This is a genomic window from Thiosulfativibrio zosterae, from assembly GCF_011398155.1.
Classification (GTDB): domain Bacteria; phylum Pseudomonadota; class Gammaproteobacteria; order Thiomicrospirales; family Thiomicrospiraceae; genus Thiosulfativibrio; species Thiosulfativibrio zosterae.
Map to the genome: position 1 here is coordinate 2,168,619 of NZ_AP021888.1, position 17,070 is coordinate 2,185,688.

17 protein-coding genes are annotated in these 17,070 nt (G+C 44.3%); 5 read left to right on the forward strand and 12 right to left on the reverse strand.

All coding sequences use genetic code 11. The features are described 5' to 3' along the window. Positions 1-4 precede the first annotated feature (4 nt). The 4 genes from THMIRH_RS10040 to THMIRH_RS10055 form a co-directional block, all read right to left on the reverse strand. Positions 5-775, reverse strand: a complete 771-nt coding sequence (locus THMIRH_RS10040; protein WP_173291959.1) for an OmpA/MotB family protein — start codon at positions 773-775, stop codon at positions 5-7. A gap of 20 nt (positions 776-795) precedes the next feature. After that, positions 796-1,638 carry a motility-associated protein gene (locus tag THMIRH_RS10045; protein ID WP_173291960.1) on the reverse strand — a complete coding sequence of 281 codons (843 nt, stop codon included), beginning with the start codon at positions 1,636-1,638 and terminating at the stop codon, positions 796-798. Between the two features lie 81 nt (positions 1,639-1,719). Further along, the gene (gene parC / locus THMIRH_RS10050) at positions 1,720-3,948 is read right to left on the reverse strand and encodes a DNA topoisomerase IV subunit A (protein WP_173291961.1); all 2,229 of its coding nucleotides are present in this window, start codon (positions 3,946-3,948) and stop codon (positions 1,720-1,722) included. Next, positions 3,945-4,250, reverse strand: a complete 306-nt coding sequence (locus THMIRH_RS10055) for a heavy-metal-associated domain-containing protein (RefSeq protein WP_173291962.1) — start codon at positions 4,248-4,250, stop codon at positions 3,945-3,947. The genes parC and THMIRH_RS10055 overlap by 4 nt, the downstream gene beginning before the upstream one ends. Positions 4,251-4,451: 201 nt before the next feature. Here THMIRH_RS10055 and THMIRH_RS10060 point away from each other — a divergent pair, with 201 nt between their 5' ends. Together THMIRH_RS10060 and THMIRH_RS10065 are read left to right on the forward strand one after the other, a co-directional pair. Then, positions 4,452-4,790, forward strand: a complete 339-nt coding sequence (locus tag THMIRH_RS10060; RefSeq protein ID WP_173291963.1) for a PilZ domain-containing protein — start codon at positions 4,452-4,454, stop codon at positions 4,788-4,790. A gap of 7 nt (positions 4,791-4,797) precedes the next feature. After that, a complete protein-coding gene (locus THMIRH_RS10065) occupies positions 4,798-5,157 on the forward strand; it encodes a PilZ domain-containing protein (protein WP_173291964.1) in 360 nt (119 codons plus the stop codon). A gap of 7 nt (positions 5,158-5,164) precedes the next feature. On the opposite strand, the gene parE is transcribed toward THMIRH_RS10065, so the two are convergent. Next, positions 5,165-7,048, reverse strand: coding sequence for a DNA topoisomerase IV subunit B (gene parE / locus THMIRH_RS10070; protein WP_173291965.1), 1,884 nt, complete (start codon positions 7,046-7,048; stop codon positions 5,165-5,167). Positions 7,049-7,103: 55 nt separating this feature from the next. Between parE and pdxH the strand changes: the two genes are divergently transcribed. From pdxH to THMIRH_RS10085, 3 genes are all read left to right on the forward strand, one after another. Then, positions 7,104-7,775 carry a pyridoxamine 5'-phosphate oxidase gene (pdxH, locus tag THMIRH_RS10075; protein ID WP_173291966.1) on the forward strand — a complete coding sequence of 224 codons (672 nt, stop codon included), beginning with the start codon at positions 7,104-7,106 and terminating at the stop codon, positions 7,773-7,775. Between the two features lie 8 nt (positions 7,776-7,783). Beyond that, positions 7,784-8,470, forward strand: a complete 687-nt coding sequence (gene ung / locus THMIRH_RS10080; protein ID WP_173291967.1) for a uracil-DNA glycosylase — start codon at positions 7,784-7,786, stop codon at positions 8,468-8,470. A gap of 190 nt (positions 8,471-8,660) precedes the next feature. Next, complete coding sequence (locus tag THMIRH_RS10085) at positions 8,661-10,433, forward strand: methyl-accepting chemotaxis protein (RefSeq protein WP_173291968.1); 1,773 nt, start codon at positions 8,661-8,663, stop codon at positions 10,431-10,433. Between the two features lie 6 nt (positions 10,434-10,439). Here the strand turns inward: THMIRH_RS10085 and THMIRH_RS10090 are convergent, their stop codons facing one another. The 7 genes from THMIRH_RS10090 to glyQ are packed head-to-tail and all read right to left on the reverse strand — an operon-like array spanning position 10,440 to position 17,041. Further along, complete coding sequence (locus THMIRH_RS10090; RefSeq protein WP_173291969.1) at positions 10,440-11,111, reverse strand: OmpA/MotB family protein; 672 nt, start codon at positions 11,109-11,111, stop codon at positions 10,440-10,442. Continuing rightward, a complete protein-coding gene (locus tag THMIRH_RS10095; protein WP_243831436.1) occupies positions 11,108-11,836 on the reverse strand; it encodes an OmpA/MotB family protein in 729 nt (242 codons plus the stop codon). The genes THMIRH_RS10090 and THMIRH_RS10095 overlap by 4 nt, the downstream gene beginning before the upstream one ends. Before the next feature lie 8 nt (positions 11,837-11,844). Further along, entirely contained in the window at positions 11,845-12,630 is a 786-nt protein-coding gene (locus THMIRH_RS10100) for a motility protein A (RefSeq protein ID WP_243831437.1), read from the reverse strand. 44 nt (positions 12,631-12,674) lie between these two features. After that, entirely contained in the window at positions 12,675-13,409 is a 735-nt protein-coding gene (locus THMIRH_RS10105; protein WP_243831438.1) for a lysophospholipid acyltransferase family protein, read from the reverse strand. 14 nt (positions 13,410-13,423) lie between these two features. After that, positions 13,424-13,996 (reverse strand): D-glycero-beta-D-manno-heptose 1,7-bisphosphate 7-phosphatase, encoded by a 573-nt coding sequence (gene gmhB, locus THMIRH_RS10110; protein ID WP_243831439.1) that lies wholly within the window; start codon positions 13,994-13,996, stop codon positions 13,424-13,426. 31 nt (positions 13,997-14,027) lie between these two features. After that, positions 14,028-16,106: a glycine--tRNA ligase subunit beta gene (gene glyS, locus THMIRH_RS10115; RefSeq protein ID WP_173291972.1), complete on the reverse strand. Its 2,079-nt coding sequence runs from the start codon at positions 16,104-16,106 to the stop codon at positions 14,028-14,030. Next, on the reverse strand, positions 16,103-17,041 hold the full coding sequence (gene glyQ / locus THMIRH_RS10120) for a glycine--tRNA ligase subunit alpha (RefSeq protein WP_173291973.1): 939 nt from the start codon (positions 17,039-17,041) through the stop codon (positions 16,103-16,105). The genes glyS and glyQ overlap by 4 nt, the downstream gene beginning before the upstream one ends. Positions 17,042-17,070: the final 29 nt, after the last annotated feature.

Genomic DNA, 17,070 nt, shown 5'->3' on the forward strand with positions numbered 1-17,070 from the left:
TCGGTTATCGAATTCGGTTATAAGGGCTATATTGTTGTGACGCAGGGGCTGGTTGTTGTCGAGCAGGCGCGGCTGGCTTTTGGCTGGCACTATGAGACTTCTTGTTCACCAATATAATCACTCGGCGATTCAAAGAGCGACCGTAAGGTGAATTATTGGGTGCGACCGCTTCATTGTCCCCTTTACCTTCGATGGTAATCAGCGTTTTATCAACCCCCATATAAATAAAGGTTCTGGCAACTGTTGCCGCTCTGGACGCAGAGAGTTCCCAGTTAGATGGAAATTGGAAGTTTTCTATGGGAATACTGTCGGTATAACCCGTAATGGTAATTTTTTGATCACGACCACTGAGCGTTTCGCCCAATTTCTCTAACTGCTCACGCGTTTTTTCGCTGATATTGGCGCGCCCACTTTCAAAGAAACTATCTGAATGCAGGGTAATTTTTGTAAATTCTTCGGTGTCTTCAATTTCTATGTCTTTAGGATTCACCCCTTGCATGGCATCGGCAATTTCTTCAGTGCTGACTGGCGGCTTGGTTTCTTCAACAGGGGATTCAACAACTGACTCTGGAGCACCCTCTTTGAGTTCAACCACATTTTTACCCGCGGTTTCACCCACCAAAGCATCCACAAAAGCTTGACGCTTACTGGGCTCAACTATCGAAGTTAACCACATGACCAAGAAGAAGACCATTAAAACGGTCATTAAGTCGGCAAGGGCTATTTCCCATGCACCGCCTTCTTCACCATGTTCTTCATGCTTTCTTTTTGACATAAGGGGTTCCTTAGCAATGCTTAACGCATTTTATCGCGGGGAATTTCAAATTCTGGCGGCACGCGTTGGCGACCGATTTCACTGGCCAAACTTGGAGAAACACCATGCTGAAACGCAGTTAAATAAGCCGCGGCCATTTCATAGATGGAACGATCTTGGCGAATCATCACTTCCACCGCGTGCGTAAAGGGAGCAACCACCGCAAATGCAAAGAAAATACCGGTCAGTGTTCCCACTAAGGCCGCACCAATCGACGAACCGATTTTTGCCACATCCATATCACCACTGAGCAGGTTCATCGTTAAAATGACCCCCATAACGGCGGCAACTATCCCGAAACCTGGCAACAAATTGGCTAGCTTGCCGGTGGCTTTGGGCACTTCCATATTGGATTGAATAATATCGTCTATTTGAGACCCTAAATAGTTTTCAAAATTTAAGGATTGTGGCGGATTGAGTAACAGGTAACTGAAGTTGTCGACAATAAATTTGCGCAATTCTTTGTGTTTTAAGACCCTTGGATAGCGATTAAAAATTTGGCTTCCCTCAGGATTAACGATGTGAGATTCTAAAGACAACATACCGTCTTTTCTGGCAACACGACCCAATTCATCTAATAAGGCCAAGGTTTCTTGATACATTTTGCCATCCACACGACCACCGGCAAAAAATCGCCCAATGTAAGTCAAGGTTTTAAGCCAAATATAAACTGGTGTAGAGCCCAGAAAAACCCCCAAGCCTATGCCCAAAATAATAATCAACTCAGCCGGATGCCACAATGAAAGCAGCGTACCGCCTTCCATAAGGAATCCGCCAAAAAAGCTGGCGAGAATAACAATAATGGCAACAGGTTTTGAAAACATAGGCTTGTCTTTTTGTTGTTTGAATTTAAGTGAATGCTTTCAAGCAAATTCAATACCAATTAATCGCAAACAATAACTCAACTATTCGCTGAGGCTAATTTTTGATACCATTTTTAACGTTCTGGGGAGCGAAATACCGCGTTTAGCTCGGCTGGCAAGCGCCTCCTCTATGGCCGTTGGCCCAAAGGTTTTGACATAATTACCCGCAATTAAATCCAATTTACTGCCAGGTGCAAAGGCAAAAACCGCCGTCACTTCAAACTCTTGAGCCATCTGAATCAGCTTATTACCCTTACCTTTTGCCAATTCGGGCAACTCTTCAGCGGCAAATACCAACATGCGTGGTTCACTGGTCACCACCATCACCCAATCATTTGGCGCAACCAAACAGGGTTTTAAAATATTGGCGCCCTCAGGCAAGGTTATTAACCCCTTACCCGCTTTATTTTTGGAGTAACAATTTTCTAACTGGGTCACAAAACCATAACCCGCGGAGGACGCAATAATGACTTTATCTTGCGGGTTTCCTAAAACCACCTGCTTAAAGCTGACGCCATTGCCTGGGCTTAAGCGCCCAGTTAAGGGTTCGCCATGACTTCTGGCAGATGGTAAGGTATGTGCGGGCAAGGAATAACTGCGCCCTGTACTGTCTAAAAACACCGCCATTTCGCGACTATGCCCCAAGGCTTGGTCACAGAAGGCATCGCCCGATTTATAGGGCAAAGCCAAACCATCCACATCATGGCCTTTAGCGGCTCTAATCCAGCCATTTTCAGACAAGACCACGGTCACGGTTTCGGAGGGCAGTAAATCTTGCTCGCTCATGGCCTGAGCGGCTCGACCTTCAATTAAAGGCGAACGGCGCTCATCGCCATAAGCCTCGGCATCTGCCAGTAGCTCGGTTTTTACCAGGGTTTTTAGACGGGCTGGACTGTTCAAGATTTTTTCCAACTTTTGACGCTCGGCCTCTAATTCGGCCTGCTCGGCACGGATGCGCATTTCTTCTAGTTTAGCCAAGTGGCGCAATTTCAATTCTAAAATAGACTCAGCTTGCACATCGGTTAAACCAAATCGTTCCATCAAAACTGGCTTAGGTTTGTCTTCGGCTCGAATAATGGCAATGACTTCATCAATGTTCAAAAAGGCAATCAGCAAACCATCCAAAATGTGTAAACGCTCTAATACCTTATCCAAACGATATTGCAAACGACGACGCACCGTTTCTAAACGATACACCAGCCACTCCGCCAACATGGTTTTCAAGTTTTTCACTTGCGGGCGACCATTTAAACCAATCACATTTAAATTAACCCGATAACTGCGTTCTAAATCCGTGGTGGCAAATAAATGTAGCATGGCTGTTTCAACATCAATGCGTTTCGAGCGTAACTCCACCACCAAACGAATCGGGTTTTCGTGATCTGACTCATCGCGTAAATCCACCACCATCGGCAATTTTTTGGCACGCATTTGTGCGGCAATTTGCTCCAAAACCTTGGCACCAGACACTTGAAAAGGCAAGGCATCAATCACCACATTTACGCCATCTTCTACAAAATACGCGGCGCGTTGCCGCACAGAACCATTGCCCGTTTCATACAGGCGTTGCAAATCGGCCTTAGGCGTAATCACCTTAGCACTGTTGGGATAATCCGGCGCTGGCACAAACTCAATCAGTTCTTGGACGGTTAAATTGGGATTGTCTAACAAAGCAACACAGGCATTGACCACTTCACGAAGATTATGCGGCGGAATGTCCGTTGCCATCCCCACCGCAATACCCGAAGTGCCATTTAAAAAAACATGCGGCACACGAGCCGGTAATACGGTAGGTTCTTCTAATGAGCCATCAAAGTTAGGTGCCCAATCCACGGTGCCCTGACCGGTTTCTTCTAATAATAGCTGGCTAAACTTCGATAGCTTGGCTTCGGTATAACGCATGGCGGCAAACGATTTGGGGTCATCAACCGAACCCCAGTTGCCTTGCCCATCAACCAGCGGATAACGAAATGAAAAATCTTGTGCCATGAGCACCATGGCTTCATAACAAGCCGAATCTCCGTGCGGATGGAACTTACCCAATACATCCCCAACGGTTCTGGCAGACTTCTTATGCTTGGCACTGGCTTTTAACCCTAACTCGGACATTGCATAAATAATACGGCGCTGTACCGGCTTTAAGCCATCGCTAATATGCGGCAGTGCGCGGTCTAAAATGACATACATGGCATAATCTAAGTAGGCTTTTTCAGTAAACTCAGCAACCGTGCGTTGCTCTATGCCTTCATAGTTAATGGTTTGTTGTGTCATGCCTTATCTCCTGAATCTTTATCTTCACTCATGCGGCCAATCGCGCAAGACACAAAAGACTTGGCTTTTGCACCCACTGACTTTAAGCCCTCCACACTCCCCACTTCTGGATAACCCATTTGGGCAAGTGCCGCTACCACGGAGCTTTTTTGAGCCAAATCTGCCGTTATTTTAACCAGGCCTGCCTCAATGTCGACCTCTACTTGGTGTATTTCGGGGTTGGACAGCAACTTGGTTTTGATACTGTTAGCGCAACCGCCACACTTAATATTTTCTACCGCAACTTCAAAATAAGAGGTCATTTATTTTTCCTTTGATGGCTTTGGCTTGACTTAAAGGTAAGAGTTTCATTTTAACAGTGAATTTCGAGTAACTAAACTATTTGAGTTTCTAATCCAAATAAAACGCATCCTCAGACATTACGCATGACATTAGGCATCATAAATGCTTATAATTGATTCACAAGAATGGATCGGCTTTTCAATTTCAAGAGACTGACTTACATGCCAAACAATCAAAGACAATACGAACGCGTATCTACCTCGCAACCCACCATTATTTTGCATCATCAACATGAAGACACCGGCAAAATGATTGATATTTCTGCCCAAGGTTCTGGGGTGATTGCCAATGCCCCAGTGCTTGAAGGTGAAAATGTAAAACTAAAATTCACGCTCCCCACCCATGCCATTCACTCGCCATTCGAAATATCTGGCAAAGTGGTGCACAGCAACAAGGTTAGACAGCAATATTTGGTGGGGATAGTCTTTGACACCATCAACCCTTCTTACGAGTCTGCAATTCGTGAATTTATCAGCAATCATCACAGCATGAGAGATTAATAAACGCATGACCAAAGCTGTTAGCTACCCGATGGATCGCAAGGCGAAACTCATCGGGGAAACCGTCACGGTTGATGGCCAATTAAAAGAGCTTTCAATTGAAGGCGTTGGCGTGGAAAGCCCTGTGAAAGCCAAATTAGGCACTCGCCTACAAGTGGCTTTTGAAATCCCAGCCCTAGAATATTTTCAAAACTTATCACTCTATGGGTTAGTGACACACATCCACAATATCTCAAACGGATATTACTTGGGCATTGATTTTGAAATCCTCACGCCGCGTGAAAAACGCATTCTTGAGGACTTTATAGAATACAAAAAACGACTCCACAAACAAGGCTTGCATCATTTCAAACCCGCTGGCGAATAAATTAAACCTACACCTCCGCCAAATCGCCTTTTTCTTCTAACCACATTTTACGATCCCCAGAACGCTTTTTGGCCAACAACATATCCATGACCAATTCACTGGTTTCTTTGTGTAATGACAGCTGAATTAAACGACGGGTTTCTGGCATCATGGTGGTTTCGCGCAATTGCAAGGGGTTCATCTCACCCAAACCTTTGAAGCGTGTGGCCTGCACTTTTCCAGGAAGTTTTTCAGCCACAATGCGATCTAAAATCCCTTGGCGCTCAGCTTCATCTAAGGCATAAAACACGCGTTTGCCCACATCGATACGATATAGAGGTGGCATGGCAACATAAATATGCCCCTGCTCTACCAAAGCTGGGAAATGCCTAACAAACAGCGCGCAAATTAAGGTGGCAATATGCGCACCATCCGAGTCAGCATCTGCCAAAATACAAATCTTGCCATAACGCAAACCGCTGATGTCTTCTGAGCCCGGGTCAACCCCAATCGCCACGCTGATATCGTGAATTTCAGAAGAGGCTAAGACTTCAGTCACATCGACTTCCCAGGTATTTAAAATTTTACCGCGTAACGGCATAATCGCCTGAAAACGCTTATCTCTGGCCTGTTTAGCCGAACCACCCGCTGAATCTCCCTCTACCAAAAACAGTTCGGTTAAGGCGAGATTCGATTCCGTACAATCTGCCAATTTGCCGGGTAATGCAGGGCCTGATGTAATTTTTTTACGCGTGACCTTTTTGGCTTTTTTATTGCGGCTATTGGCATTTTCGATCACAATTTCAGCAATTTTGGTAGCCACTTCGGTATTTTGATTCAGCCATAAACTCAGCGCGTCTTTCACCACCCCCGAAATAAAAGGCACACATTCGCGCGATGACAAGCGTTCTTTAATTTGCCCTGCAAATTGGGGGTCGCGCATTTTAGCGGACAACACAAAAGCAACATTTTGCCAAACATCTTCAGGCGTCAGCTTTACCCCTCGCGGCAATAAATTTTGAAACTCACAAAACTCACGAATCGCATCTGTCGCCCCAGAACGCAAGCCATTAACATGCGTGCCGCCTTGTGGGGTTGGGATTAAGTTGACATAACTCTCTAGCACAGTTTCTGCGGGTTCTGCCAGCCAAGTAATTGCCCAAGCAACCGCTTCATTTTCGCCAGCAGCCTCACCCACAAAACCTTCTAAAGGCACGCGCTCGATGCCATCGAGTGCTTGATTTAAATAATCACGCAAGCCGTCATCATATTGCCAAACTTCGGTTTCATTCGACACTTCGTCAATAAAAGTGACTTTTAAACCGGGGCTCAAAACAGCTTTGGCACGCAATAAATGAGTCAGGCGTTTGAGGGCGTATTTGGGAGAGTCGAAAAACTTAGGGTCTGGCCAAAAACGCAGTTTAGTGCCGGTATTTTTTTTGCCAACTTTACCAATGATTTCTAAAGGTTCGACCACTTCACCGTTTTCAAAGGCAATTTGATGGATTGCACCTTCCCGCTTGATTTGAATTTCAATGCGTTTAGACAAAGCATTGACCACCGAAACCCCAACCCCGTGCAGACCGCCTGAGAATTGATAGGCTTTATTAGAAAACTTTCCGCCGGCATGTAACTTGGTCAAAATGACCTCAACACCGGGAATACCCTGTTCGGGATGAATATCTACAGGCATACCCCGGCCATTGTCTTCCACCTGCATGGAGCCATCCGCAAAATGGGTAACGGTAATCTCATTCGCATGACCAGCAAGGGCTTCATCCACACTGTTATCAATGACTTCTTGAGCCAAATGATTGGGGCGCGTAGTGTCTGTGTACATCCCAGGGCGTTTACGCACTGGGTCAAGCCCGGTTAAAACTTCAATTTCCGAGGCGTTATAAGTGTCACTCACCAGCAAAACTCCTGTAGAATAATATTGTTCGATATAGTAGCAGAGAGCCTGGATAATGCCAAACATAGACTTGCAGTCAGTTCCCTCAGACCCCCTCGAAAGGGTTCTTAATCACGAAGATCTTCATTTAGACCCCTTTAATCAATTCAAAAAATGGATGGATAAGGCTTGGCATGAAGGCGTTTTTGAACCCACCGCTATGTGTTTAGCGACCACAGATGCTCAAGGGCAACCGCATAATCGAATGTTGAATTTAAAAACACTGGACGACAAGGGTTTTGTTTTTTTCACCCATTACAACAGCCCCAAAGCACAAGATTTAGTTCACAACCCCAAAGCATCAATATTATTTTATTGGCCGCAACTCAAGCGCCAAGTTCGCATTGAAGGGATTGTTGAAAAAATTTCACCAGAAGAATCACAATCTTTTTTCACTTCTCAGCCATTTGAAACCCAACTCGCATTGCTCTCAAGCCATCAAAGCGAACCTGTGCCTGGACGCAAAACCATTGAACTAAACTTTCTGCTGACTCAAGCCGAACAACAAGGGTCAAAGCTGCATTGCCCTGACACCTGGGGAGGCTACTGTTTAAAGCCACACCTGTTTGAGTTTTTGCAAAGACGCGCCCATCAAATGGATGACCGTTTTGTGTATCAAAAAGCCGCTAAAAATAACCTGGCCTCGGGCCATGCTGAACACTGGTTAATTTCACGCTTAGCCCCTTAATTGAGTCTATGACAGAAAATAACATACAACTGAGTGAAAGTTGGTTGGCGCAAATTGGGGATGAGTTTAATCAGCCCTATATGCAGCAATTGAAAGGTTTTTTACAAAGTGAAAAAGCCCAAAAAAAGCTGATATTACCTCACAGCTCGCTTTGGTTTAAAGCCCTCAACTCGACCCCTTTTGAAGCCGTCAAAGTTGTGATTATTGGACAAGACCCTTACCCAACCCCAGGGCATGCGCATGGTTTGTGCTTTTCAGTGTTACCTGATGTAAAACCTCTTCCAAAATCATTACTGAATATTAATAAAGAACTGCTAGACGATTGCGGAGTTAACAATCAACATTCAGGATATTTACAATCCTGGGCAGAACAAGGGGTTTTATTACTCAATGCTGTACTCACGGTTGAAGCCGGTAAAGCCAATGCCCACCAAAATCACGGTTGGGAAACATTTACCGATGCCATCATTCGACAGTTAAATAACCACAAAGATCATTTAGTGTTTATCCTTTGGGGGAGTTATGCACAAAAAAAAGGCGCGATTATTGACCGCCAACGCCACTATGTGATTGAAAGTGTTCATCCTTCTCCCTTATCCGCCTACAGAGGGTTCTTTGGCAGCAAGCCTTTCTCAAAAACCAATCAATATCTGACAAGCCATGGGTTACAACCTATCCATTGGCAAATCCCATAAATCTCTACGCTTTTTCAGCTATAAATTAACTTCATTTATAGATAAAAAAACACAATCACATCTGCGTAGTTTTTCGGTATTATAAGCACTAAAAGACTATCTAAAGAATTTTTAGTTGAAATTTAAATAAAAAGAACTATTAGTTTTCCTCACTTTAAAACAAGTAACATCCTGATTAGGAGCGACCACTATGAACACTGAAAAGCATGGATTGTGGAGTAAAGCCTCCATTAAAACGCTCAGCATACTTTTGTTATCGATGATGATTATGGCAGGTATCTTTTTTACCAGCGCCTTTCTCATTATTCATTCTCAAGTCGAATCGATAGAAGTTTTCTGGCAAAACTACCTGGCACAAAATCAGTTACAGCAAGACCTTAAGCTACAAGAAATGACTGGCTATTTGGCTCAGATTAAACAACTGACCTTAATATTCATCGTGGCAGTGTTAATGGCGGTGGGTGCTTTCTTTGCACTGATGTACGCTACCTTAATCGGAAAAATTGTACGCCCCTTAAAATGCTTACAAAAAGGCATTACCGAAGTATCCACTTCTAATGATTTTTCAAGAAGCCTGCCCATACGCTATCAAGATGAAGTTGGTCAGGCCATTGCTAATTTCAATCAACTCACTCAAAACTTAAAATCGATATTTGACCAAACCAATGCAGGATTAGAAAAGGTGGCCAAGGGAGAGTTTGACCAGACCATCAATGTTCAGGTCGGTGGTGATTTATTAACCCTTAAAAATAATGTTAATGCTTCTATTCAGAGCGTTGCTACCACCATGCACTCTTTAGAGGATATCGCCAATGCCATTGCTGCGGGCGATTTTTCTGCGCGCTTAAACCCAGAGGTAAAAGGCGACATTAAACATAAAATTGATTTTGCTATGTCCTCAATTGAAACGATTATTGTGCAAACTAACCAAGTCATGAAACAAGTTTCTGTCGCTGACTATCGTCACCGTATCGATGCCAAAGCAAATGGACAATTGGCAGATTTAAAAGACTATATTAACCATGCTTTAGACGCTTTATGTGTGGGTATCGATGCCTTGAATGGTGCGATAGGCAATCTTGCCAAAGGGAATTTAACCTATCAAATTCAAACGGCCTGTAAAGGCGAAATGGCAACCTTACGCAACAACTTAAACCACAGCACCGAGCAACTCAATCATGCAATGCAAACCGTGTTAGAAACCGCAAATTTGGTGTCCAGCGGTATTGAATTTATCTCAGAGGGTAATCTTGCCCTAGCACATCGCACTCAAAATCAAGCCGCCTCGATTGAATCAACTGCCAGTGCCATTGAGCAAATGACCAGTAGCGTAGAGCAAGCGGCAGACCATGCACTCAAAGCAAATCACTTAACCCAAGAGGCACTTTCTTTAACGCTTCAAGGCAGAGAAGTGATGAATCTATCGGTTGCCTCTATGGATAAAATTCAATCTTCCAGTGTGCGCATCAGTGACATTGTTGGACTCATTGATAGCATTGCCTTTCAAACCAACTTATTGGCATTGAATGCTGCTGTTGAAGCGGCCAGAGCCGGTGAACATGGCAGAGGCTTTGCCGTAGTGGCGGGAGAAGTGCGTAATCTTGCCAGCAAATCATCCGATGCGGCACAGGATATTCGTCATTTAATAGACCAAGTCGTTCATCAAGTGAATCAAGGCGCATTGCAACTCAATAACACGAATGAGGCATTTGAACGCATTAACCAAAGTATTCACACGGTGAATGAAATCATGACCGAAATTTCTACCAGCACATCCGAACAGGCATCTGGTATTAGAGAACTCAATAATGCCATTAATGAACTAGACGATGGCATCCAACAAAACAGCATCTTAGTGACAGAAACCACTGATAACTCTAACAACCTTAAAGACCAGTCAGTCAAGTTATTAGGCGAAGTGTCACGCTTTAAAGTAAAAGCCCTACTTGCTCAAGCAGCTTAAATTAGGCTAGCGAGTCTTTTCGAAAGTCGCCGTAATTAAAATCTCAATACGGCGATTTTTGGCCTTGCCTTCTGGCGAATCATTGTCTACCAATGGACGATATTCGCCATAACCCGCCACCCCAAACAATTCTTTATCCAAAGTACTGGATTCATACAATAGTCGCATCACCTGCTCTGCACGCAAAGTACTTAAAAACCAATTGTTTCTTAAGCCAGAAAAAGGATTAATCGGATCATTGTCGGTGTGTCCTGCAATGTTGACTTCCGCGCGCCACTGCAAATTTTCTTGGGATACATGCTTGCGGACTTCTCTGGGCAAAATACCCAAATCTAATTTAAAAATACTTAAATCACTCAGTGCCTTACCCAATTGCTTCAATTGATTTTGTAACTGCACTGAAGGCGTTAACCCGCCTTTTTCAAAGGCTTGATCATCTGCAATTAAGATTAAAATACCATTAGAGTTTCGCTCTACCTTTAAAAAACTTTCCTCGCTGGTTTCTTTGAGCAACTGCGCATAAGAACCATCCAATTGCAAATCTGTAAACTTTTGAACCCTAGAAATCTCGCCTTTGTTCAGAACAATCATCAAAATAAAAAAGGTGATTAAAAGCGTCACTACATCCCCAAAAGTAAGCAACCAGACTGACTTGGCTCTATCGGTAGATTGGCTCATGACGCACTTCGCTTCGCCAAAACCTGTGGCACCAAATAGATTTCAACACGGCGATTCAGCGCATCCGTTGTATCTTCCACCAAGGGATAAAAACTGCCATAACCCGCAATCGCAAAAAAGTGCTTAGGCAAGCCGGTGTAAATGCGTAATAAATCCATGACCGCATAGGCTCGATAGGTACTTAATTCTATGTTATTGGTAAAAAAAGCGGTTTTTGCCAAGGGTTGAGAATCCGTATGCCCTTCTACCCGAATGGTAATGACAAATTCATAACCGCTCGCTTCAATTTGTTTAACCAGTTTAGCGTGGCGGGTTGGAAAAGATTCAAGCTCTATATGTTTAATCAGGGTTGCAACTTCAGACATATAAGGCACAAATCGAGGATTGAGTTTGGCTCTGGCGGACTCAAACAAAGAAGCCTCTTTAAATAAGCTTGGATCAAAGGATAGCTTAACCCCTTTAGACAAGGTATTCTCCACCGCTAACCAGGGCATGGTTTTTTGCTCTTCTAGAACTGTTTTATAGAGAAAGTGGACCAGTTTTTGATGGTTACGCTTAACCGTAGAACCTTCTAAATCTATTAGTGAAATAGTGAGAATAAAAAAGGCTAACAAAGAAGTAAACAAAGAAACAAACACAATTTGCCAGGTGCGATGACGACGCGTTGCCGCTTTTGCTATGGCAACTTCTTCTAATTCCATCATTACTTGTCTGGCTGATTGCATGATTCCTCCTAGTGCATCGACTGATCAAGCCGTTGCTTAGTCAAATCATTGACAAATACCATGAGCATTTCTCGCAGCATAATCGGCGACTCTTCATGCTTCAAGCCAATGATACCTTCAATCAAAATCTGGTTTTTTAATACCTCTGCATCCGACAAGACTTTAAGTTTTCCAGCGGTAGGAATAAACAAGAAGTTTGAGAATAACACGCCGTAAAAAGTGGTGACCAAGGCTAAACCCATGCCTTGCAATAGGGCACCGAGCATATCTTGCCCTTGCCCATCCACCACCACGGCATCTTGCGCCACTTGAGTGGTCATCATCATAATCAACCCCATAACGGTTCCCATCATCCCAAAGGCTGGGGCATAAGACGCCATGTTATTGAAAACATCTTGGCAAGTTAGATGACGCATACGCATAGCATTGAGGCTTTGCTCAAGGCTTAAGCGCAAAGACTTTTCATCGCGGTAGATCATCAAATTGGTAATCCCAAAACGCAAAAATTTATCATCAATGAAATCGATTTCTTTTTCCAAACCCAGCACGCCTTTTTGCTGTGCGATATGACTGAGGTCGATGATTTGCTCAATCGCTAATTGTGGAGAAGCCGTTTCTTGTGAAAAAATTTTGACTATGCTTTTGAAAAAACAACCGAATTGACCCAAAGGGTAATTGATGAGCGTGGCGGCAAAAGTGCCGCCCAGAACAACCAGCAAACCTTGCCAGTTAAAGAAAGCTGAGAGGATTTTTCCTGAGTTAAAGTCAATCATACTCAGGATGAGAATAATCATCCCTAATATGGCGCCGAGAATCGTTGCTACTTTACTCATTTAAATTAAGGGTTTGTGGGCACCTCCTTCTCTTCGGAAGCCGCAGAACCTGCGGATAGATGCTGTTTAAACCAATCCTCTGTTAGTTGATTAAGTTGTGCCAGTGTCAAATTCGTGACATCAATCGCAGGACTGATAAACACTTCAACCACACCTGGCTTTTTAATAAAACTGTTTTTAGGCCAACACTCTCCAGCGTTGTGTGCCACTAAGTAAACCGGGGCTTGCGCTTTCAGGGCTAACATCGCCCCACCCGCATTGATTTTGCCCAGTTCACCAGCGGGCATTCGAGTCCCTTCTGGGAAAATCACCACCCAAATGCCTTCTGCTAAGCGGGCTTGGCCTTCGCTCAAAACCTGCTTCATTGCCTGACGCCCCGCATTGCGATCAATCGCAATGGGATACATCATCGACATTCCCCAGCCAAAAAATGGGATTTTGAGCAATTCTTTCTTCAAAACAAATGCTTGGCGAGGGAAAATCACCTGGGTCGCAAAAGTCTCCCAGGCGGACTCATGTCTAGCAAGGACTAAGCCAGCTTGAGTTTTATCAATATTTTCCGCACCATAAACTTTATATGAGACCCCACAAGTCCAACGCACCCAAACGACTATAAATCTAGCCCAAAGATGCATAAATTGATAACGAACCTTGTGAGAAAAAGGCCATAAGAAAAGGCCTATGACAGAGAAAAACAACAAAGACACCACCTGACCGATGGCAAAGACAACTGATCGCAAAAAATACCAAGCCTTCATGACAAAATATCCTCTACCGCAGCTAAGAGATTGTCATACACAGCCACACCTGCCAGCACCGCTTGGGTTTTAGCGTCTTGCTTAGCTAAAATGCCTGCGCCCTTGCCAGTTTTAACAAACAGGGGCACCATGCCTTTTAATTGAGCAACAGCAACATCATGCAAGGTATCACCCACCATAGGAAACCCCTGCAAACTACCTCCAAAACGATTTTCGATGGCTTGCAGCATACCGGGCAAAGGTTTACGACACACAGAATTATCGTCCGCTAAATAGGGCGAGTAATTTATCCAGTCCACCTTAGCCGCTTCACCGCCAGCAGCCATCAATAACTTTTGCAGTTTTTGGTGCATTAAACTCAGGGTATAACGGTCGTAATAGCCACGTTTTATGCCAGACTGATTGGTTGCAATCGCCACCAACCAACCGGCCTGTTTTAGCTTAACAATGGCTTCAATCGAACCTGGCTCTGGATGCCATTCATCTGGATGCTTAATGTAAGCATCCGAGTCTTGATTAATGACACCATCGCGATCCAGTACAATGATTTTTTGATTAGAATTTAACACCAGTTTTTGCTACGCTCTTCTTAAACTATTCTTAAGCACTTTGTAAACGAGAAATATCGGCAATCGCCATAAACAATTGATAAATCTGGTTAAGTAATGCCAAACGATTATTCTTAACCGCTTCATCGTCTGCCATAACCATTACATCTTCAAAGAAAGCATCCACTGGCTGACGAATTTTCGCTAATTCTGTCAGCGCTGCAGTGTAATCACGCCCTGCAATCAGCTCACTGACACTCTCACGCAAATTATCCAGCATTTGCCACAGGGCTTCTTCTGCAGGATTGTCAAACAGCTTAGGATTGACCGTTTCAGGCAAATCACCACTGACTTTTTTCAGTAAATTTGAAATGCGTTTGTTCGCAGAGCTGAGGGCTTCAGCGGCGTCCATTTTAGAAAACTGCACCACCGCTTCCAAACGCTTGTCAAAGTCTAAGGGGTGCGCAGGTTCGCAAACGCGAACGGCTTCAAACTCTTCAGCAGAAACCCCTTGATCAGCATAATAAGCCTTTAAACGACTGATGATAAATCCGTAGATATCATTCACTAAGGCTTCAGTTTGCGTCACTTCAGGGTGCAACTCTAAGCTGAACTGAATCAACAAACGCAAATCCAAGTCTAAGCCGTTTTCAATGATGATGCGCATCAAGCCTAAGGCCGCACGACGTAAGGCAAAAGGATCTTTGTCTCCGGTTGGAATTTGCCCAACCCCGTAAATACCCGTAATGGTATCTAATTTATCTGCAATCGCTAAGGCTTGAGAAACTGCTGAAGCCGGTAAAGCATCACCTGAAAAACGCGGTTGATACTGTTCGTCAATGGCCGCAGCAACCAATGCATCTTCTTTTTGTTCTAGCGCATAATAACGCCCCATCACGCCTTGTAATTCTGGGAATTCACCCACCATCTCACTCATTAAGTCGGCTTTTGACAAACGCGCTGCACGAGAGGCAATTTCTGGCGCAACGCCTAATGGCTTAGCAATCTTAACCGTCAGCGTTTCTAAGCGCTCAACCTTATCAAATAAAGTGCCTAATTTTTGCTGGAAAACCACTGTTTTTAAGCGGGGTAAGAAATCCTCTAAGCCATGTTTGCGGTCTTGATCCCAGAAGAACTTAGCATCTGACAAACGCGGACGAATCACGCGTTCGTTACCAGACTTAACAGACTCTGGATTTTTGCTGTTAATATTTGAAATGGTAATAAACTTTGGCATCAACTTGCCATTAGCATCCAAAATATGGAAGTACTTTTGATGGCCTTTCATCGCAGAAATCAAGGCTTCAGAAGGTACGGATAAAAACACTTCATCAAAGTCACCCATGACCGCTTGCGGCCACTCATTGAGCGCTGTGACTTCTTCAAGCAAGTCTTCATCAATTTCTGCTTTACCCCAAACAGACGCAGCCACCTCATTAACCTGCTTGCGAATCATCTCAGAACGCTCAGCAAAGTTGGCTTTTACATAGCCTTTTTCACCCAAAAGTGCCTCATAATCACCAGGCCTGGTTATTTTCAGGGCTTCTGGCGCATGAAAACGGTGTCCATAAGTGACATCAGAAGTTTCATTGCCAAGAATCGTCGCAGGCACAAGGGTTTCATCCAACAACATCACCGCCCAATGCACAGGACGCACGAACTCAACCTCTGAACTGCCCCAACGCATACGCTTAGGAATTGGCAATTTTGCTAAAGATTGATTAACGATGTCTGGCAATAAAGCTGCCACCGGTTGACCTTTTTCAGCTTGGTAGTAAACCATCCAAACGCCTTTATCGGTATCAATCTCTGATAATTCCGCTGTGCTGACACCACAGCCACGCGCAAAGCCTTCAAGGGCTTTGGTGGCTTTGCCTTCGGCATCAAAGGCTGATTTTTTGGCAGGGCCTTTTTTTTCAATGGTTTTATCCGCTTGCTGAGCTTGCAACTCTTGGATGCGCACCGCTAAACGACGCGGCGAGGCAAACAAAGAAACTTCACCATAGTTCAGCTCCGCTGCTTTTAAACCGGCTTCAATACCAGCACCAAAGGCTTCAGATAATTTTTTTAAAGCTTTAGGGGGTAACTCTTCGGTTCCAATTTCAACTAAAAAATCGTGGACTTGGCTCATGCTTGTGCCTCTTCTATCGCATTGGTTGTCTGTTTATTTTTAACCAGAGGGAAACCTAAGGTTTCGCGCCCTTCGTAATAAGCTTCGGCTATTTGTCTTGCCATGGTGCGCACCCGCCCAATAAAACGCGCGCGCTCTGTCACCGAAATGGCATGACGAGCGTCTAACAAGTTAAAGGCATGAGAGGCTTTAAGCACTTGCTCGTAGGCAGGCAAAGGAAGCTTATCCGCAACCAACTTGGCAAAAACCTGCTCACACTCGTCAAAGGTGCGGAACAAAATCGTGGTGTCGGCTTTTTCAAAGTTATAGGTCGACATTTCCACTTCGTTTTGGTGAAACACATCGCCATAGGTGACCTTACCTTCTGGCCCATTCACCCAAGTCAAATCATAAACCGAATTGACGCCTTGTAAATACATGGCAATACGCTCTAAACCGTAAGTAATCTCACCGGTGACAGGACGACACTCTAAGCCACCGACCTGTTGAAAATAGGTAAACTGAGTCACTTCCATGCCGTTCATCCAGACTTCCCAACCTAAGCCCCAAGCACCCAGCGTCGGCGATTCCCAGTTATCTTCCACAAAACGAATATCGTGCTCTAGCGGATCAATGCCCATCATTTTCAAAGAGCCCAGATAGAGGTCTTGAATATTATCTGGCGAAGGCTTTAACATCACTTGAAACTGATAATAATGCTGCATACGATTGGGGTTTTCACCATAACGACCATCCGTTGGACGGCGACAGGGTTGCACATAAGCTGCACGCCAAGGCTCTGGACCTATGGCTCTTAAAAAAGTGGAGGGATGAAAAGTCCCCGCGCCCATTTCGTTGTCATAAGGCTGCATAATCACGCAACCTTGCTCTGCCCAATAGGCTTGCAGGGTTTGAATTAAGCCCTGAAATGTTGAAATATCTGTTGCCGCGTTCATTGACACCGATTTCCTATGTGTTTTTTGAT